The sequence below is a fragment of the Lysinibacillus sp. GW823-FHT06C08 genome, assembly GCF_058795135.1.
The window spans coordinates 1,282,020-1,300,954 of sequence record NZ_JBXAHN010000001.1 but is presented as its reverse complement, the minus strand read 5'-3'; the positions used below and the strand labels follow the sequence as shown (position 1 = coordinate 1,300,954).

Annotated in this window: 18 protein-coding genes; 8 read left to right on the top strand and 10 right to left on the bottom strand. The window is 38.8% G+C overall.

Annotation, left to right across the window (positions count from 1 at the left end):
- Positions 1 to 7: 7 nt before the first annotated feature.
- Positions 8 to 685, top strand: coding sequence for a response regulator transcription factor (locus tag AC1Q6O_RS06090; protein ID WP_008176538.1), 678 nt, complete (start codon positions 8 to 10; stop codon positions 683 to 685).
- The gene (locus AC1Q6O_RS06085; protein WP_008176540.1) at positions 682 to 1,755 is read left to right on the top strand and encodes a sensor histidine kinase; all 1,074 of its coding nucleotides are present in this window, start codon (positions 682 to 684) and stop codon (positions 1,753 to 1,755) included. Before AC1Q6O_RS06090 ends, AC1Q6O_RS06085 begins: the two co-directional genes overlap by 4 nt.
- Before the next feature lie 23 nt (positions 1,756 to 1,778).
- Here the strand turns inward: AC1Q6O_RS06085 and AC1Q6O_RS06080 are convergent, their stop codons facing one another.
- Positions 1,779 to 2,366, bottom strand: coding sequence for an NAD(P)H-dependent oxidoreductase (locus AC1Q6O_RS06080; protein WP_090001738.1), 588 nt, complete (start codon positions 2,364 to 2,366; stop codon positions 1,779 to 1,781).
- 119 nt (positions 2,367 to 2,485) lie between these two features.
- On the opposite strand from AC1Q6O_RS06080, the gene AC1Q6O_RS06075 reads away from it, so the two are divergent.
- Complete coding sequence (locus AC1Q6O_RS06075) at positions 2,486 to 2,923, top strand: MarR family winged helix-turn-helix transcriptional regulator (protein WP_043990151.1); 438 nt, start codon at positions 2,486 to 2,488, stop codon at positions 2,921 to 2,923.
- Positions 2,924 to 3,145: 222 nt separating this feature from the next.
- A complete protein-coding gene (locus AC1Q6O_RS06070) occupies positions 3,146 to 3,892 on the top strand; it encodes a YqcI/YcgG family protein (protein ID WP_107921782.1) in 747 nt (248 codons plus the stop codon).
- 6 nt (positions 3,893 to 3,898) lie between these two features.
- On the opposite strand, the gene AC1Q6O_RS06065 is transcribed toward AC1Q6O_RS06070, so the two are convergent.
- The 4 genes from AC1Q6O_RS06065 to AC1Q6O_RS06050 all read right to left on the bottom strand — a co-directional run bounded on the left by AC1Q6O_RS06065 (position 3,899) and on the right by AC1Q6O_RS06050 (position 7,576).
- The gene (locus AC1Q6O_RS06065) at positions 3,899 to 5,215 is read right to left on the bottom strand and encodes an amino acid permease (protein ID WP_043990153.1); all 1,317 of its coding nucleotides are present in this window, start codon (positions 5,213 to 5,215) and stop codon (positions 3,899 to 3,901) included.
- A 15-nt stretch (positions 5,216 to 5,230) separates the two neighbouring features.
- Positions 5,231 to 6,166, bottom strand: a complete 936-nt coding sequence (locus tag AC1Q6O_RS06060; protein ID WP_107921781.1) for an arginine deiminase family protein — start codon at positions 6,164 to 6,166, stop codon at positions 5,231 to 5,233.
- Between the two features lie 144 nt (positions 6,167 to 6,310).
- Entirely contained in the window at positions 6,311 to 7,339 is a 1,029-nt protein-coding gene (gene splB / locus AC1Q6O_RS06055; protein WP_012293725.1) for a spore photoproduct lyase, read from the bottom strand.
- Positions 7,340 to 7,351: 12 nt separating this feature from the next.
- Positions 7,352 to 7,576 carry a transcriptional regulator SplA domain-containing protein gene (locus AC1Q6O_RS06050; protein WP_008176555.1) on the bottom strand — a complete coding sequence of 75 codons (225 nt, stop codon included), beginning with the start codon at positions 7,574 to 7,576 and terminating at the stop codon, positions 7,352 to 7,354.
- Between the two features lie 176 nt (positions 7,577 to 7,752).
- On the opposite strand from AC1Q6O_RS06050, the gene AC1Q6O_RS06045 reads away from it, so the two are divergent.
- From AC1Q6O_RS06045 to AC1Q6O_RS06035, 3 genes are all read left to right on the top strand, one after another.
- A complete protein-coding gene (locus AC1Q6O_RS06045; RefSeq protein WP_008176557.1) occupies positions 7,753 to 9,141 on the top strand; it encodes a TldD/PmbA family protein in 1,389 nt (462 codons plus the stop codon).
- 3 nt (positions 9,142 to 9,144) lie between these two features.
- Positions 9,145 to 10,488, top strand: a complete 1,344-nt coding sequence (locus AC1Q6O_RS06040) for a TldD/PmbA family protein (RefSeq protein ID WP_043990154.1) — start codon at positions 9,145 to 9,147, stop codon at positions 10,486 to 10,488.
- 286 nt (positions 10,489 to 10,774) lie between these two features.
- Positions 10,775 to 13,876 carry a copper amine oxidase N-terminal domain-containing protein gene (locus tag AC1Q6O_RS06035; RefSeq protein WP_090001732.1) on the top strand — a complete coding sequence of 1,034 codons (3,102 nt, stop codon included), beginning with the start codon at positions 10,775 to 10,777 and terminating at the stop codon, positions 13,874 to 13,876.
- Positions 13,877 to 13,960: 84 nt separating this feature from the next.
- Here AC1Q6O_RS06035 and AC1Q6O_RS06030 read toward each other — a convergent pair whose 3' ends face one another.
- From AC1Q6O_RS06030 to AC1Q6O_RS06010, 5 genes are all read right to left on the bottom strand, one after another.
- On the bottom strand, positions 13,961 to 14,470 hold the full coding sequence (locus AC1Q6O_RS06030; protein ID WP_301337913.1) for a QueT transporter family protein: 510 nt from the start codon (positions 14,468 to 14,470) through the stop codon (positions 13,961 to 13,963).
- 149 nt (positions 14,471 to 14,619) lie between these two features.
- On the bottom strand, positions 14,620 to 15,375 hold the full coding sequence (locus tag AC1Q6O_RS06025; RefSeq protein ID WP_008176563.1) for a 3-oxoacyl-ACP reductase: 756 nt from the start codon (positions 15,373 to 15,375) through the stop codon (positions 14,620 to 14,622).
- Positions 15,376 to 15,431: 56 nt separating this feature from the next.
- The gene (locus AC1Q6O_RS06020; RefSeq protein ID WP_043990157.1) at positions 15,432 to 15,653 is read right to left on the bottom strand and encodes a DUF2829 domain-containing protein; all 222 of its coding nucleotides are present in this window, start codon (positions 15,651 to 15,653) and stop codon (positions 15,432 to 15,434) included.
- A gap of 33 nt (positions 15,654 to 15,686) precedes the next feature.
- A complete protein-coding gene (locus AC1Q6O_RS06015; RefSeq protein WP_090001730.1) occupies positions 15,687 to 16,568 on the bottom strand; it encodes a GNAT family N-acetyltransferase in 882 nt (293 codons plus the stop codon).
- 13 nt (positions 16,569 to 16,581) lie between these two features.
- Positions 16,582 to 17,130 carry a histidine phosphatase family protein gene (locus AC1Q6O_RS06010; RefSeq protein ID WP_043990160.1) on the bottom strand — a complete coding sequence of 183 codons (549 nt, stop codon included), beginning with the start codon at positions 17,128 to 17,130 and terminating at the stop codon, positions 16,582 to 16,584.
- Between the two features lie 464 nt (positions 17,131 to 17,594).
- Between AC1Q6O_RS06010 and AC1Q6O_RS06005 the strand changes: the two genes are divergently transcribed.
- Positions 17,595 to 18,902 (top strand): ATP-binding protein, encoded by a 1,308-nt coding sequence (locus AC1Q6O_RS06005; protein ID WP_008176570.1) that lies wholly within the window; start codon positions 17,595 to 17,597, stop codon positions 18,900 to 18,902.
- Positions 18,903 to 18,935: the final 33 nt, after the last annotated feature.

Below are 18,935 nucleotides of genomic sequence, written 5' to 3'. Positions count from 1 at the left end.
TGTTTAGATGACCAAACTATTAATGGTAGATGATGATGCCCATATTCGAGAATTAGTAAAAGTATTTCTACAAAATGAAGGTTTAGATGTTATTGAGGCGACGGACGGTGTCGATGCACTGTCCAAGTTAGCCTCTGAAAAGGTAGATATGGTGATTATGGATATCATGATGCCAAACATGGATGGGTGGGCTTTATGTGAGGAAATTCGCTCATACAACACAGATCTCCCTATTCTTATGCTTACTGCTAAAGGAGAAACCGCTCAAAAGGTCAAGGGTTTCCATTTAGGGACAGATGATTATTTGGTAAAACCTTTTGAACCTGCCGAGCTAATTGTGCGTGTTAAATCGATATTAAAAAGATATCGTATTGCTCTCTCTCAAGTAGTAGAAGCTGGCAATGTTAAACTCGATCGACATACACATGAAGTTGATCTGAACGGAGAAATCATTGTCCTTCGGTTAAAGGAATTCGAATTATTATTTACATTAGCGAGCTATGTGGGCAAAACATTTTCTCGTGAACAATTGATTGAAGAAATTTGGGGCTATGATTATGAAGGAGACGAACGCACAGTAGACGTCCATATTAAAAGAATACGTGAGCGTTTTCCTCAGGAGATTAGCGGCTTTGCCATCCGCACCATTCGTGGTCTTGGCTACCGCCTGGAACTAGCATTATGAGAAAACGAAAATTCTTTGTTAGAATTCTATTTGTTCTATTCCTCTTTCTCATTACGAATACACTATTTGCCTTTATTTCTTATCATGCAACAGGATGGCTATATGGTCAGTTAGGTACAGAACCCCATGATTTTTGGCAGCAATTAGGCACCGTCCTTGGTGTTTTTGTGCTCTTTGCCTGTTCGGCCGCTATTATCTTCTTAATTGGGCTCAATCGACAACGGAATTACTGGGACGCTATTGTTGAAGCATTAAGACAAATGGCAAAAGGGGATTTTAATATCCAATTAGATGTAAAAGGCAATAAGGAAGACCAATTTGGACAATTAATCCATGGCATCAATCATATGGCTGTTGAATTAGGAGAACTTGAAAGAATGCGACAGGAATTTATTTCAAACGTCTCCCATGAGATTCAATCGCCTTTAACATCTATTAATGGCTTTGCGAAGGCTCTTAAGAACATTCATCTACCTGAAGAAAAGCGTCAACATTACTTAGAAATTATTGAATTGGAAAGTAATCGGTTATCAAAGATTAGTGATAATTTGCTGAAGCTTACTTCCTTAGAATCACAGCATCATCCATTTGAAACGACAACCTATCGATTGGATAAACAATTGCGGAATGTCATTTTGGCTCTTGAACCAAATTGGGTAGCTAAACAACTAGATTTTGATCTCCATTTAGACAATATAACGATTACAGCAGATGAAGATTTACTGAATCAAGTTTGGATGAATTTGCTAACGAATAGCATTAAATTCACATCCGACAGAGGTGCAATCACTTTAACTATGACACAACATCTCGATACCATTACCATCATTGTGCAAGATACTGGTATTGGGCTATCCGAAGAGCAGCAAATGCATATATTTGAACGATTTTATAAGGCCGATCAATCACGGACTGCCGCAAATGGAGGAAGTGGTCTCGGTTTAGCCATCGTCAAAAAAATTATTGATATGCACCATGGAACTATCGCCGTCGAAAGCAAGCTTGGAAAATTTACAGCCTTTTTGATTACATTGCCCATCGATACTACAGAAACTCGTGCAAACGATTAAGGATGTCTGCACGAGTTTTTTTATTAGTAAGCAACCTTTCTAAAATACTGATAAACTTTGTTCAACTTTCGCTGTTGCTGCCCTTTTTTACTCTCCATGTTTCCAAACTCAAAAAACTTCACTTTCTTCATTCCTACAAAGCTAAATAACGCTCTTTTCATCAAAATTTTATGAGCATTATTCAGCCAAAGCAGTGGATATTTGGTCGGCCCTTTCATCGTTGACACACAAACAACTGACTTTCCTTTTAAGAGTCCCTCTGGAAATAATCCCTTTGTATCCCGATACGCAAAATTTGATGCAAACAGTTGATCAATATAGCCTAACAGCATAGCGGGCGGTCTCCCCCACCATATTGGATAGACAAATACAATTTGATCTGCCCATGTCAGCTGTTGACGGTACTTTTCCAATTGCGGATCACGATACATATCCCGACGTCGTTTATGCTCATGGAAAATTAAACGAGGATCGAATTCTTCTTCATATAAATCTAGTAGCTGTATCTCTTCAATGGCAGGATTCTCTTGACACCCCTTCACTACTTCCTGTAAAAATGCATAATTTAAGCTCTTATGGTTTGGATATGTATAGACAATTAACGTTTTCATACTACGCCTCCATTACTTATCATTTGATAACTAAATAATAATGGATTCGATTTTTGTTGTCAAATGATAATTGTTTTAAGACAAGTTATTTGTTATCTTGACAATAAGAGGTGATCCGATTGGATAAAAGCAGTTTATTTCATCAATTCGTAACGTTTACAGCTAATGTCCACCAAGTGACACACGAGCTAACACAAAACGTGACCGTTGCCAATATTACACCGCTTCAATATAAAATTCTTGAATATATTAAAGTAAGTCAGCCCGTCACGCCTACCGAAATAAGCGAATGCCAGCATATGTCCTTACCCAACACAAGTCGTGAATTACGAAAATTACAAGACCAAAACCTCATTGAAAAATGGAACGACACGGAGGACCGAAGAAAGCAGTATATTCGCTTGTCTATTGAGGGGGAAAAAATGATGGAGGCGGCCTTTGCATGCATCGAGGAACGCTTTCTACAGCTTATTCAGCATGCGACACAGGAGGATATAAAGGATATTCAACATGCCCTATCTATCCTTGAACAAAAGGTCTTTCAACAAAAAGATTAATATGTGCTGCTTCAATGGTTTTGATTTGTCAGCCATTGAAGCAGCACTGGTTTTCAAAACAATTGTGCTCTAAACAATTCAAATTAAGCAAAACTCTACCATTGATACCATTCATTGAGTGATTAATAATCGATCCATATACCCTTACATATTCATAATGATTTCGTAACCTATTGGCTTTTTCTTTAATAGAATAAAGGTGTATAGAAGGAGGAGACTCAAGTGGACGTAGGAGTATTTGATAGGAAGTGGATTGAGGAACATTTGGACACCCTTCCCATTTGGCAACAATCTGCCTACACGGATTTTGCCGCCACAATTGCCGATAAAGATAATACCTTTCCGTGTGTACCTGCAAGAATGGGGTTTTTATCGAACCATTTGCGCTATAGTTTTATCGGAGATCCACGGAAGGAGCCATCCATTCATGAGCTAGCACAATGTTTAAAGGAATTCGCAAAATCCTCCCAAACTTTTGGTAAATATACGACACTCACTGTTTTCTTTCATAGCCCTCAGGATATGCTCGCTCACTATAAAGTCGAGGATTATCAGCAATTATTTTGGACCATTCTTAACCAATTAACTAAAATCGATGATCTCGATTGGCCTGAAGAAATACCAACTGACCCTAACCACAATGAATGGGAGTTTTGTTTTAACGGGGAGCCCTATTTTATTTCCTGTGCAACACCCGCACATAAATTGCGCAGGAGTCGCCATTTTTCTACATTGCTGATGGCCATTCAACCACGCTGGATTTTTGAAGAAATAAACGACTCTACTGCATTTGGGCGAAAATTAAAAAAGCTCATCCGTCAACGCATTGCCCATTATGATGCACTCCCAGGGCATCCCGATTTAAAATGGTACGGACAAGAAAATAGTTATGAATGGAAGCAATATTTTTTAAGTGATGATAATCAAAGTCCATCCAAATGTCCGTTCTTACGGAGGCAACAAAACTAACATTCATTAGGCTTCCTTATGACTTTGCCTTTTCACAACAATCCAGGTTGCAATCCCTATTAGGACAATAAAGAGCAGGCTCACGAAAAAACCGAGTCTGCTTGTTTTTTCTCCTAACGTACCAGATACCGTAACAGCAATGAGCAGCATCCCCAACCCATTTTTCATATGCTCCCACTTAGATAACTCCATCAGCTTCATATATGTCACTAAAATAAAGAGCCAGTTATAAATCAACATTAAACCCGCTGCCGTCATCAAATATTCAAAGATTTTTTCTGGCATGAGAAAGCCAATAACAATGGTGATGACTAAGCCACAAGTTAAAAATATAAAGGCAGGAATAGGTACTTTCCTTTTCCCTTTCTTCGCTAATATTTTGGGTGCATCGTGATCCTCTGCAAGTGTAATAAGAATGGTAATCACCGCATAGAGAGAAGCGACCATTGTTGAAAAACCAGCAATGATTAAAACACCATTAAAAATATCCGCCACAAAGGGAATGTGATAACCTTGAAGGGCTGTAATAAAGGGACTCTCATCAATCGTAAAGTCTTTCCAAGAGACAAGCGCTAACGCAAGGGCAATAGCCATTAAAAAAATGATCGTAATAACAACTAACATTATTCTTCCTGCCTTTGGTGCTTCTTTTGGATTTTTCAAATCAATGACCATTAACCCCATTACTTCAATGCCTCCATAGGCGTAAAAGGCATACAATAGCCCGAGCCAAATTCCTTTTATACCTTGTGAGAAAAACTGTTCATAATTCGCATAGAGTGAATCCAATGTTGATGCTTGTGAGCCTTTCATGAGGATTACAACAGCTACAATAATAAACATTACAATTGCTGCCGCCTTTAATGCCCCAAAGATGTTTTGGAAGTTTTCAAAACCCTTCATGCCTGTTAGAATCACGACTAGCCCTATAGCAGCATAGATAGAGGCTGCAACCCATAATGGCAACGCCGGAAACCAAAACTTCGTAAAAATACCGAGTGCCATGAGCTGACTCCCCATAATAAGAATCTCAGAAATTAAATAGACCCAGCCATTACTAAATCCTGCCCACCTCCCAAATGCCTGTTTAGCATAAGTACGGAATGAGCCTTTATCAGGATTTTCAACAGACATTTTAACAAGTGCATCATAAACAATATACGTACAAATGGCCGCTAATAAAAAAGGAATTAAAACAGCCGGTCCACTTTTATGAATGGCCATACTTGTCCCAAGAAAGAAACCTGTTCCTAATGTGCAACCTATACCGAGAAGCGAAAGTTGCCACCAAGACAACCTGCCCTTACTTGTATTTGATGTCATGTAATCAACCCTTCACTACTTTCTGACTAAAGGCAATGTCATGCATCGAATGCCTCCCCCACCTTTTTCAAGCTCTGTGACGTCCACTTCTAGTAATTTCTTTTTGTGCAGTAATGGATGCTTTAATAACTGCTGCTTAGATGCCTGCTTACTGATTACTAATGTTTCTGGATCAAGATTAATCAAGTTAATGTCCGGAATGGTTTTATAGGTTTCGAGCCAGTAAACATCAAAGCCATGCCGCTTTAAAAATGGTTCTGGCATATCATAATAATTCCCTTGGGCTGTGAACACCTGTACAGGAAAATAACGCACAAAGCTTTTAGCAATCACTAAGTTATGATGTACAACATTACAATTCATATCTAAATGAAGCGTATCATTGCCCTTCGGTAAATCAATGACCGCAATTTCTGAAAATCCTTGTTGAAAAAAGCGCTCCTTCAAGCTTTCAATAGCCTCTATTGACGTTCTCATCCCTAGATTCATGAGGACTGCATCCTTATTTAATAGCATCACATCCCCACATTCAAGTGATTGAGAAGGCTGTTCTTTACGCATAAATTGTTCAGGAAACCACTTGGCTAAAATAGCATGGGCATGTGGATACTCTGGGCGCCTTAACGAGCTGCCTGCATTTCCAGGTAAAAGCTGCTGTCCCACAACACAGGCTAAATCGCGCACAAAATAACGATTAATGAGCTGCTCACTTAACAGCTGCTGATCATTTGATAATTCTTCGGCATAATCAATCACTCTTACCCCAGCTTTTTCAAGCGTTGTCTTCAATGCCAGGAAATTTTCCATAGCTTTATGATGGTTGACAGGCTCACTCCACCCAACCTGCTCAGCTATTTTTGAATCAGTTACATCTACTATCGAAGGTGCACAAAGCATGACCACCTTTAGTTCCTCATGCTCCGACCAACAATTTACTTGAAATGAGTCCATCCTTGTTCTCCCCTTCTGCTTGTCGTTCTCTGTTAGCGTTACCATTGAAAGGGGGATTATACAATAGGATTAGTCACAAACAATGCCATGAACCATATGTAGCTTAAATAAAAATTTAGAGAGAACGACAAAGGCTCTCTCTCATTACGTAAAATATTCTAATTTTGCTTGTGGGAAGAACTTTTTCATATAGCCATATAAATGTTCTTTAATATCTTCTTCCTCATCTTTTTGATAAATGTATTTACCTATTCCATATTTCCCCCATTTATACCTTCTCACGGTTTCGTCGAGTTCTAGCTTTGTCATAGGATAATTTTTTTCAATCACACGCTTAGCTGGCTTCGTAAAGCGATGCTGGATAAATTCAAACGTAATATCCTCACGCACATCCTTTGGTAATTCAGCATCTAACCGCTCAAACATTTGATAATAGCCCTCCTGCCATCCATCATGCAGATAAATGGGGGCGACGATGAAACCGAGCGGATAGCCAGCCCTTGCCACTTTCCCAGCTGCCTCAATTCTTTTTGCTAATGGAGAAGTTCCTGGCTCAAAATGTTTAATAACATAATCCGCATTGACGCTAAAACGGAATCTTGTCTTACCATTATGTTTAGCATCCAATAGGTGATCCACATGATGGAACTTCGTCACAAATCGTAATTGACCTAACTCACTTTGTCCAAAATGCTCAATAGCACGTTTCAATGTATGTGTGAGATGGTCAATCCCTACAATATCGGACGTACAGGATGCCTCAAAACGTGTGATGTCAGGAGCTCGTTCAGCCATATAATGATCCGCCTGCTCCAATATTTCATCCACATTGACATAAGTACGAATATAAGGCTTGCTCCCCATCGTTGTTTGTAAATAACAATAATGGCAATGGCCCATACAGCCAGTAGCAAATGGAATGGCATATTCAGCGGAGGGCTTGGATGTATCAAACTTTAACGTTTTCCGAATGCCTACTACCAAAGTAGATTTCGCTACGCGATACTTTTGAAAATCATTGTCTCCAGGAAGATTTCTTACTTGATTATGCGAAGTGGTATAACGTATTTCAATCCCCATTTGCTCAAACTTTTCTTTTAACTCCTGACCTAACGGATAGTGAAGCGCATCAGGCTCAAAATAGACGAGCTGAGGGATAAATGGCTTATTCATCATAATCCTCCCTTAATGAAAATACTGATGGTAGGCTTGCTCAGCCGCCATTTCGCTTGAAAAAATTAACATGTCTTGCGTTATCGGGTAATAGGTTTCAAATAGAAATACGGCTAGCTCTTCTGGTTGCTCTGGATGATAAACAACCGCGGCTTCCTGTATATTCGCTACATCCTGAATATGAGGATTCCGATAAAAAATATAAACGATATCTCCGACATTATATGGTTGTTGCATCTTTTCACCTTCCTCTGTCTTTCTGTTAGTGTGGCGAAATGGTTAGAGAAATATGTCATAAAAAATTTTTTATGTACTATACATAAATTTATGTGACCCTATCTTCAAATCTAGGAAAATAGGATAGTACAGAATTTTTTAACTATTTGGTATAATCAAGAAAAGGAGGAAGATATATGATCAAACAATCCATTATTGAAAATGTCCTTGAAGCCGCGCTAGCAACTGGTGGGGACTTTTCAGAAATTTTTATAGAGGATAAATATGTAAATGACTTTGTCTTACAAAGCGGCAAGATTGAACAAAGTATTACTGGGCGTGATTTTGGAATCGGCATCCGTATTTTTTCAGGACTTCAAAGCATTTATACGTATACCAATGATTTTTCTGAGGAAGGTTTACTTGCAGCGGCAGAACGTGCAGCCTTAGCCATCAAAGGCGGTGGATCGGGTACCATTCACCCTCTTCATAAAGAGATCATCACTCCTATTCATCAAATTCTTCACATGCCTCATACAGTGGAGCATGCAAGAAAAACAGCTGTTATGCGACAAGCAGATTCGATTGCCAGACAATATGACCCCCGAATTCACCAGGTAAAAGTTCGATATTTCGATGAACAACAAAACGTACTGATTGCAAATTCAGAAGGTAAATTTGTTGAGGATACGCGTGTTCACAGTAGACTTAGCATGCAAGCGACAGCTACAGAGGGTACTGAGGTACAAACGGGCTTCTATGGCCCAGGTGCACATGCAGGCTTTGAATTTATTGAAAAGCTAGACCTAAACCATTACGCAGGGGAAGCTGCACGTATCGCAGTCACAATGCTTCATGCAGACGAATGTCCAAGCGGTAAATTCCCAGTCATTATTGATAATGAATTCGGTGGCGTCATTTTCCATGAGGCTTGTGGACATGGCTTAGAAGCAACTGCTGTTGCCAAAAATAATTCCGTGTTCGCCAATCGTATCGGTGAAAGAGTCGCTCCTGAAATTGTTACATATATTGATGATGGTACACTTCCTAACGAGTGGGGCTCATTAAATATTGATGACGAGGGAGAAAAAACAAGGAAGAACATTTTAATTGAAAATGGTATTTTAAAGGGCTACTTAATTGATAAATTTAATGCTCGCCGTATGGATGCTCAGCCAACAGGCTCTTCTCGTCGACAATCCTATCGATTTAACCCTACATCACGTATGACAAATACGTATATCGCCCCAGGCTCATCTACGCCAGCCGATATTATCGCATCGACAGAGTATGGTATTTACGCAAAGTATATGGGAGGTGGACAAGTTTCCCCTTCTACTGGCGATTATAATTTTGCGGTAATGGAGGCCTATATCGTCAAAGACGGAAAAATCGAACGCCCTGTTCGTGGCGCTACACTCATTGGCAATGGCGCAAAAACATTGCAGCTTGTTGATCGAGTAGGTAATAATCTCGCTCATGGAGCAGGTATGTGTGGTTCTCTAAGTGGGAGTCTTCCTGTCAATGTAGGTCAGCCAATGATTCGCGTAAGTGAAATAACAGTTGGTGGAACGAAGGGGGAATAATGGATGAACATGGTTAAATACCAGGAAAAACTATTAGATAAGGCACAAGAAGCTGGTTTTATAGAAGCTGAGGTTTATTATGAACAAAATAAATCGATCAAATGCATGCTTTACAAGGGCGAGATTGATAGCTATGAAACGTCTGAGGACGGAGGTCTAAGCCTACGAGGACTTTACAACGGTAAAATGGGCTATTCCTATACGGAAAAGCTAGACGATGAGTCAATTCCCTTTTTAATTAATAGCGCTAAAGCCAATGCAAACATACTTGATGAGGATGAGGGCATAGCTATTTTTGATGGCAGCTCTGAATACCCATCTTATGACTATTACAATGAAAAATTAGAAACGATCGGAATTTCAGAAAAAATAGAGCTTCTTCGTTCCATCGAGGAAAAGATTCATGCCTACGATTCCCGCATTATTACTCTCGATTATTGTTTCATGGAAGAATTTACGGCTGAACGCTCATTAGTGAATAGTAAAAATCTTGCCTTATCCCATAAGGAGAACGGCTTCGTGATTTTCCTCTCCACAGTTGTAAAAGAAGGCGAAGAAATGAAAACAGGCAGTTATTTGAAAATGACACGTGATTTTCATTCTCTTCAGGCGGATGATATTGCAAAGGAAGCAGCAGAGGAAGCTCTTGCGAATTTAGGTGAAAAATCGATTCCAGGTGGTAAATATCCAATCATTCTTCGTTCTGATGCATCAGCCTCATTATTAGAAACGTTTATGCCGATATTGTCCGCTGAAAATGCTCAAAAAGATCAATCTCTATTAAAAGGAAAAGTCGGGCAAAAAGTGGCATCAGAAGCTGTTACATTGCTGAGTACTCCATTCCATCCTGCCGCATTGTCTGGAGCAAGCTTTGATGGTGAGGGTGTTGCAACTAAAGAGCAGGAAATTATTTTAGAGGGTACACTCCAAACGCTTCTGCATAATAGAAAAACGGCTAAAATAGATAACTGCGAAACAACCGGGCATGCCCATAAAGATTCCTACAAGGGAGCGTTAACGATTGCGCCTCAAATTTTATATATTTCAACTGGTGAGAAAACACTAGATGGGTTAATTCACTCGGTTAGGAATGGTGTATTGATTACTGAATTGTCTGGGCTTCACTCTGGTACGAATACGGTTTCAGGTGATTTTTCAGTTGCTGCAAAAGGATTTCATATTGAAAATGGTAAAATTGCCTCCCCAGTTAAGCAAATGACCATAGCCGGTAATTTTTTCGAATTCCTACATGATATTAAAGAAACTAGCTCCGAGCTTTACTTCCTGCCAAAAGGATATGGCTCCTCATCTTTACTTGTAAAGGAACTATCAGTAACAGTGGAATAACACCAAAAAGTAAGCCATTGTAATTTCTCGGCAATTCTTTTATCTATAGTCACCATCCTCTCATTCAGTGGAAGTGACTATGGGTAAGAGCGTTGCCTTCTTTATTTTATAAAGATCAGTGTAATCCTCTATTTTAGTAGATCCTCCTCCCCAGAAAATACCGCTACACAGCCACTAATGGTTAAATTTTCTTTTAGAGGTAAATTGGTGAAACTTTTAGACCTTTGATACGTTAAATTAGTTGTCATGCTGCGTCAGTCATATAGCATGAAGAAGGGTGGAATTTATGAAAAAAATATGGACTTTATTTTTCGCAGCAATGCTTATTGTACCGCTATTGCTGCAACCGGCAACCGCACAAGCGGCAAAAGCCATTACAATTACTGTGGACGGGGTTCAATTGAAGACCGATCAGCCGCCAGCGATGATTCAAGGGCGTGTTATGCTACCACTTAGAGCAATCTTTGAGGCATTGGGTGCTAGTGTAAATTGGGATTCAAGGAGTCAAACGGTAACAGGTTATAAAGGAGATACAACAGTAGTTCTCAAGATGAAATCGAAGGTAGCTACTATTAATGGCCAGTCAGTTACACTTGATGTACCAGCACAAATTTTAAGAGGCAGAACAATGGTACCAGTCCGCTTCGTAAGTGAAGCGCTTGGTCAGGAAGTTGACTGGAACTCAAGAAATCAGACCGTAACGATTATATCTGATGACACACCAAGCAATATTAGTATTTCTCCTGCGAGCAATGTATCGGTTCGCGATGTCAATGATCAGGGAGATGGGCGTGACATGGAGGTTAGCTTTTCCAGATCATCTACAGAATCATACGTCGATCATTATCGGGTAATGGTGTTGAAGGCTTCAAAGAGCTTTAATTTGGCATCTGCCTTGAAAGTCTCCCCTTCTAATTATTCAATGGTGTCTACATCAGGTTCGAACCGTGCTATTACTTTATCGCAGAATTCAAGAGATGTGGACGGGGACTATATTAGAAATGATCAGCCATATGTGGTTCGTATACTTGCTGTTGGGAAAGGTTCTTATTCTAGCGTTTTATCGAGTTCTTCTGCAAAAATTACCTTAACCAATTTGTCGTCTGTTACAGAGGTAACAAATGTGAAAATGAATGATATAAACGATTTTGGCGATGGACGCGATATCTCAGTTAGCTTCACTCGTCCGCAAAATGATAATAATATTTCCAATTATCGTGTGTTTATCGTAAAGACTAGGGATGCTAGCAATTTTAATCTTACCACTGCAAATAATTTATCAAGCAGCTACTACACAACAGTGAATAAATCGGGAAGTAACGGCAGTATTTTGACAGGAACTTTGTCTTCCACTGCACGTGATACTGCCGGTGATCTCATTAAAAACAACGTACCTTATACAGCGGTCGTTCTATCTGTAAGTAATACGAATTCATTAGGAAATAAGCTGTCAACTGGCTCATCATCAGTAACACTTAGTCAAAATACAATGTCTACACCAATTATTACACAAGTGAATGACGTCAATGACTTTGGGGATGGGCGAGATTTGAGAGTGAGTTTCAATAAAGTGTCCGATGAATCTACTATCAACGCTTACCGAATTTTTGTAGTAAGAGCTAACAACTATTCGAACTTTACATTGACGAAGGCGAACAGTTTATCTAGCACTTATTACACACAAGTAAATAAAACAGGCTACAATATTACTCAGGTGCTCTCTTCAGGGGCTAGAGATACTGACGGATATCCCATTCAAAATGGAGTTAACTATCGTGTGTTCGTTATGGCCGTAGCAAATAACTCAGCGAATAACATGCTGTCTTCAGTCTCCAATACGATTACGCTATTTAGCAGCAATGCAGGTGCAGTATCGAATCTTTATGCTAGCGATGTAAGTGATTATGGTAATGGACGTGACCTATTTGTCTCTTTCAATAAAGCTGTAGACGAGTCAATCATTAGTCACTATCGGATTCTAGTTGTACCAACAGCATATTACAATAGCTTCAGTCTGACGGAAGCAAGTAATGTATCCAGCAGCAATTACACGACTGTATACAAATCTGGAAAATCTACGTATGAGCAAACATTATCTGAAAATACTCGGGATGTGCGCGGTAATACGATCAAAGAAGGTACTAGCTACCGTATCTATGTTTTAACTGTCGCGAATGGCATAGGAAGCAATGCACTTTCTGCGCCGACGTCTACAATGACGTTAAATAAGAACTTTAATGTGCAAGCTGTAACCAATCTAAATGTCACAGATATAGACGATAATGGTGATGGCCGTGATGTGCAAGTAACATTTACGAAGCCCTCTAATGAATCAAATGTCAATCATTATCGAATTCTAATCGTACCGACAGCGTATTACAGCAGCTTTAATCTTTCACAAGCCAATAGTAGCAATTATTACATCACAGAAAGCAAAGGTGGGAATACCGCTACAACTAGAACGCTGGATGGGATTAGGGATGTGCGTGGTAATTATATTACGGAAGGAACTAGCTACCGCGTCTATGTACTGACTGTTTCCAATGGGAATTCTCCAAATACCTATGCCCTATCCTCCGCTTCGCCTGTAATAACACTTAGTAAAAGTAAAGCTGTTCAGGCGGTAAGTAATGTTACTGCAAGCGATATTGGTGATTTTGGAGATGGTCGAGATTTACAAATATCATTCTCGAAGCCTTCTGATGAATCGAATATAGGTAGTTACCGCATTCTTGTCGTACCCGCATCAAAAGCAAATGGCTTTGATGTGAACGCAGCTAGTAAAGTAGCTAATTTTACAGATATAAATAAAGGTCAATCTAGTATGAGTTTGGCAACTGATAGTAAAGATATAGATGGAAGACTTATCACGAATGGTGAAGAGTATCGTGTGTATGTATTGTCCGTAGGTAATGGAACTGCCAAGGCCATGTATACCTTATCCTACCCATCTTCTTCTATTACTTTAGTGGATCACTCAGCACCTGTAACGATGGAGAATGTGCAACTGAGTTTTAAAGAGGGTCCTAATAAATATTCCGATATTACAATTAGCTTCAAGGTCAATAACGGACAAAATGTAACGGAATATAGAGTGTTTATGCTACCTAAAAATGAAGCAGATAGCTTCAAAGATAGTGATGCCATTAACAATAATAATAGTACTAGAATTTATCAGAATGGTCTCCCCAATGTAAGTCAAAGTCTAAATATAGAGTTGGATGCATTTGGTAAACCACTCATCCCATCCACAGAATATGTGGCTAAGGTTTTAGCTGTGGGCAAAGGAAATTATATACTATCAAATACGTCCAATTCAGTGCAGCTTCTTGCAAAGCCTGATAATACTAGTGGTGAGACGTCCATAGACGCTCAAGTTAACCAATAGGATAAATAGAAGGGACTCCCAATGGTGCTTTATCGACCAATGGGAGTCCCTTCTTGCTGTATGGATCATGCTATAATCATTCAATTATTTAGACAAATCTATTTTTTTATTTAATAAGTAAATTGTCAGTCCACCAACAGTCATAGACAATAATTCTCCAATTCCCACTGTGAACCATGTAGCCCAAAAAGGAAGGTCATAAAGAATAGTTAATTGCCCAGCAACCGTAAACATAGATACAGCAAATATCAGGGCTGTCACTACCATTTTTCCAATATCATTAGCGATATGCTTTGTAATACTTCTACAAAGTAATAAGACTAGGAAGGTGGCAATCCCACCAATAGGCACATCTACTATCCATGTGGGCGACATGAAATTTGCAAGTATAACGCCTAACGTTACTGCTACTACATAGCGCTTATTGTACAAGGCCAGATAATTAAACATTTCTGACAAACGTAGTTGGACAGCGCCAAAGCTAATGACTGACAATAAAACAGTTACAGCAACATAGAGAGCTGCAACAAGAGCCATCTTTGTCAGCTCACTTACTGACAGACGGCTTGAATCTTTTACAATCGAAGTATTCAATTTTATTCTCCTTTGTAAAATAGCTAATCGCTATTTTAGTAATAACTACGACCAAAGGAAGAGAGCTTAGCGCCCTATATGAAGTGCCGTAGTGCAAGCAATTTTACTTACTTGCGTATTATAGCAGAAGAATAACTGAATGAACAATGCTACTTGGTCAACCAGCCGCCGTCGATTGGCAAGACAGTGCCATGCATATAATCTGCTGCTGAGCTTGCTAAAAATAAGGTTAAATTTGCCACCTCCTGAGGTTGTGCCCAGCGACCAGCAGGTGTTTCCTCTGCCACCCATTTCGCCATTTTCCCATCGCCTTCAAAATCTGCCTGATTCATCGGCGTTTGAATGGCTCCAGGTGCAATTGCATTAGCCCGTATTCCCGCTCTACAGTAATCTAAATCTAGTTGCTTCGTGTAGCCAACAATGGCATGCTTAGAAGCTGTGTAGGCCGCTCCTCCACCACCTGCAACAAGTCCAGCAATCGAAGCCATATTGACAATCGTACCAGCTCCACGTGCAACCATATGAGACAAGATTCTATTAGTCACAAAAAACGTTCCTTTGACATTCGTGTTCATAATTTTATCCCACAGTGCTTCGTCTGTATCTAGCGTTTTTGCAAAGCCGTCTAAAATGCCTGCTGTATTACATAAAATATCAATTTGTGTAAATGAAGAAATAGCAGCCTCGTATGACTGTTCCACATCTTGTTGGCTGCAAACACTTCCTACCATATAGGCAAAATGCTCTGGATATTGCTGCTGCAATTGGACTAACCCTCGTACCTCTATATCAAATCCAAATACATTCGCACCATTTTCTAAAAATGCAAGGGCTTGAGCATATCCAATGCCTGACGCTGCCCCCGTAATGAAAACAGTTTTATTTTTATATTCTTCAAACTTCATACCATGTCTCCTTACAAAAAGAAGCCACCTCAAAATTGAGATGACTTCTCATATTATTATTCAACGACAATCCAATCTTCTGCTAATAAATCACATACTGTAGGCGTGAACATTGTGTACCCTTCTCCGCGTACATTAATTAAAAAATAAGGATTCAAAGTCTCTCCATCGTGTTGGCTTTGACCAACTAGCTTCACATATAGTTCAGCACCGCCCCAGCCTGCACGAATACTTTTTTCTCCTGCTTTTAAGCGTGGTAATATTTCTTCAAACGTCATGTCCTTCATCCTCTATTCCCATTCATTATCGCATTAGTATACTGGATTTTCGTTAGGTTGACAACTATGGTTAGATTTGCTTTTCATCTGTACCTGCTCTGTCGTCACCTTTAGTCCATTTGCCACTAAATAGCTCGTTGCTGGGTTGCTTGCTCGGAAATTAACGGCGGTTATATTCACCTTCTGAGCTGTCACACTGGCTAAGAAGTGTGCTAGTAAATCGACTTTATACTCTTCTAATACTTCCAATTGATACAGAATGACCCGCTCCAACTCACCCTGTTTCCCCCACACTGTTTTATATAACATATAGCCGAGCACATCATTTGCTTCATTATAGAAAACTCTAGCTTCTCCCTGCTTAATGCTATGCCAGCTACATTGCCAAGGAACATCTTCCTGATAAAACGGCACATGAGGTAATTGTTCTGGGCGAATTATTTCAGTCCGAATAGCTGACGTATGTTCTACCTTCGCCTCATATTCCCCACTTAAAAACTGAAGATGATCAGTTATAACATAGCCATATCTTTCATACAAAGCAATTGCTACTGAGTTTTCCTTTATTGCTTCCAGTGTGGCAATTTCAACATTTTCCCGTTCATAGATAGCTAGAGTTTCCTCCATTAATAATCGTGAAACGCCTTTCCCACGATAAGTAGGCGAAATACCCGTGCCCCCATTCCATGCTATTTTCTTGCCACCCATGTGTCGAAAGCCGTTCATGACAATACCAATTGGTTCATGATCGTCAAAAGCGACAATGGAGTGCTCAACTGACAGCCCCTCCCCAACAAGCCGCTGTAAAAACATCTCTGCCGTCATGTCGATGGGCACAATGTATCCTTCAAAGCCTTTGTTCCACGCCCGTAATACTTCCTCTAATGTACATTGTGAAACTGTTTTAATATTCATCGTTTCCCTCATCTCAAATGGAATCTAATTTTGCTAAATCTTCTAATGTCAGTTTCCCCAAAATTTCATATCCTTGACCTAAGCCTTTGGGTTTTATAATAACCGTGCCCATATTCGGGATGACCCCTAGTCCCACATTTTTCGGAAAACTATGACCAATTATGACTCTATTGATTCCCTCTGGTGGTTTCATTTCCAACATAGATTGAAAAGCCATTAAAATTGAATTTTGTTGAACAGTCGAAAGATTTCCATCTAACATAAAAATCTCAAACAAAAAAGGGTCTATTTGTACCTGAACATTCGGAAAAGCCAACTGAGCTGTTTCAATCGTTCGACAAAAAGGACTTGCATTGATAGGCGCAAGGATGGGAATTTGCCAATAACGCAACATTTGGCCATAATATACAGCCTCATGACGGCCTTGTTCGGATAAATTTCTTTGATACTGACAACTTTGAAATAGACCATTTACTTGATCTACACCAACTGTTGCAGTCCCATGTCTTGCATATAAAATAAGTCCTCCCTCTTTTAATAATTTCAGGAGATCCTTTTCCAATTTTTTCATCCCCTTCATTTTATCACTTTATTCTTTGTAATGTATGTCTTACAAATAGAAAAAAGCTCCCTATTTTCACATGGAAATAAATGAACTGTCGATTTCTGCAGGAGTCGCCGATCCTCGTTCCTTTTAACTTTTATATAAAGTACTTTAACTACAAATAGGAGTGAAAAGATTATATATGACTGGGACCCACTCATTTTTTATGTGACCTTTGTTTTAGAAACTTTTTGAATTTTCCATGAGTATAGGAAATGAGACTTAAAATATGCTGTTTCACCTTTTTAGTTTACTTTCTTGTAAAGGATTATTAAACTAGTGTTTACGGTGTGTAATTTTAAAGTCATATTGATTTTGTGTTTTAATTTATGTAGGATAAACAAGCATTGTTTGGTTTACAAACAAAAAATAGAGTTAATTAATATTCTAGAATATTAATAGATGAGGAAGTCCCGAGTAATATGAAAAATCGAAAAATAAAGCTTATATTAATTCTATCCACCATTTTATTATGTTTGTTTACAAGTTTAAACATCATTACATCCTATGTAAAAATTAAAAAGACCGTTGAAGAATCAATTGCTAATCAAAGTCTAGAGGCTGCTAATTCCATTGCTGCTTCCATCGATACAATTGCTTATCAGCAATTTTTGAATAATCCGCAAAAAAATGATTATTATTGGGAAGTAAGAAGTTACTTAAATGATGCAAGGGTAAAGCTAGGTGCATTATTTGTTTATACATTGCAGGTGGATAATCCAAAAGTATCAAAAGCAATGGTGATGGGTCTGCCAAGTGAACTAAAAAAAGGATTTGAAATAGGTGAGGTTTGTACTGTTCCAGCTAAACAAGTAGAAAAAGCCTATCATGGTGAAACCTATGTCACAGAGGTAATCCATGATTCAGTCCATGGTTCTTATTTATCTGTTGGTGCGCCAATTAAAGATGATACAGGTCAAATAATCGGTTACCTAGGCATTGATATAAGTGCAGATACATTGAATGGTATTAAAGGCAAAGTGATTGAAGATAACCTATTTATTTTTATTTTCAATGGTGTATTTATTTTAATTGTTGCTGGTTCTTTTTTATTTTTACAAAGATGGTACCAAAAAGAGGTAGCGAAGGAAGTAGGCGCCACAGAAGACACTTACCAAGCAGAAATCAAAACATTGATTACTTCGGTGTCATCGTTACGTCATGATTTCACGAACCATATCCAAGTTTTACATGGCCTTTTACAATTAGAAAAAACGGATCAAGCAAAACAATATTTAGCATCACTGTCGAAAGAAGTACAAGCGATTAAATCATTAAAATTAAATATTGACCATCCAGGTTTATCCATATTATTACAAACGAAAAAGCTAACAGCACAGAATCATAATATTGATATGGATTTCACCATCTCTCAGGGCGATTTTAATAAAATTAAAACGACCGATTTAATCAAGATTCTATCGAACTTAATTGACAATGCGATTGATGCTGCGAATGAATTGCCTGAGGGGCAACGTAAAATTATGATTTGTTGTCAAGCTGATGAAGGACAATATGAATTTAAAATTACGAATACAGGACCGAATATTGTAGACGCAAACCAAATCTTTAAACAAGGATTCTCTACGAAGAAGCATGAAAATGGGAAAATTCGAGGGCAAGGACTATTTATTGTGAAAGAAATCGTCCATAAATATCATGGAGATATTTCGATTGAATCATCGAAACATCTTGAAACGACTGCCATCGTCCATATTCCTTTCAAATAGCTACAAAATGTAGAGAGCTTTAGACAAAAACCA

Coding starts and splice junctions, on each gene's coding strand:
- AC1Q6O_RS06050 (WP_008176555.1), bottom strand. CDS start 7,576: ATGCAACAACCATATAATGTCGGAGATATCGTTTATATTTTTTATCGG.
- AC1Q6O_RS06060 (WP_107921781.1), bottom strand. CDS start 6,166: ATGGACTCATTTCAAGTAAATTGTTGGTCGGAGCATGAGGAACTAAAG.
- AC1Q6O_RS06045 (WP_008176557.1), top strand. CDS start 7,753: ATGATCAAACAATCCATTATTGAAAATGTCCTTGAAGCCGCGCTAGCA.
- AC1Q6O_RS06015 (WP_090001730.1), bottom strand. CDS start 16,568: ATGAATATTAAAACAGTTTCACAATGTACATTAGAGGAAGTATTACGG.
- AC1Q6O_RS06025 (WP_008176563.1), bottom strand. CDS start 15,375: ATGAAGTTTGAAGAATATAAAAATAAAACTGTTTTCATTACGGGGGCA.
- splB (WP_012293725.1), bottom strand. CDS start 7,339: ATGAATAAGCCATTTATCCCTCAGCTCGTCTATTTTGAGCCTGATGCG.
- AC1Q6O_RS06020 (WP_043990157.1), bottom strand. CDS start 15,653: ATGACGTTTGAAGAAATATTACCACGCTTAAAAGCAGGAGAAAAAAGT.
- AC1Q6O_RS06065 (WP_043990153.1), bottom strand. CDS start 5,215: ATGACATCAAATACAAGTAAGGGCAGGTTGTCTTGGTGGCAACTTTCG.
- AC1Q6O_RS06085 (WP_008176540.1), top strand. CDS start 682: ATGAGAAAACGAAAATTCTTTGTTAGAATTCTATTTGTTCTATTCCTC.
- AC1Q6O_RS06035 (WP_090001732.1), top strand. CDS start 10,775: ATGAAAAAAATATGGACTTTATTTTTCGCAGCAATGCTTATTGTACCG.
- AC1Q6O_RS06090 (WP_008176538.1), top strand. CDS start 8: ATGACCAAACTATTAATGGTAGATGATGATGCCCATATTCGAGAATTA.
- AC1Q6O_RS06005 (WP_008176570.1), top strand. CDS start 17,595: ATGAAAAATCGAAAAATAAAGCTTATATTAATTCTATCCACCATTTTA.
- AC1Q6O_RS06040 (WP_043990154.1), top strand. CDS start 9,145: ATGAACATGGTTAAATACCAGGAAAAACTATTAGATAAGGCACAAGAA.
- AC1Q6O_RS06080 (WP_090001738.1), bottom strand. CDS start 2,366: ATGAAAACGTTAATTGTCTATACATATCCAAACCATAAGAGCTTAAAT.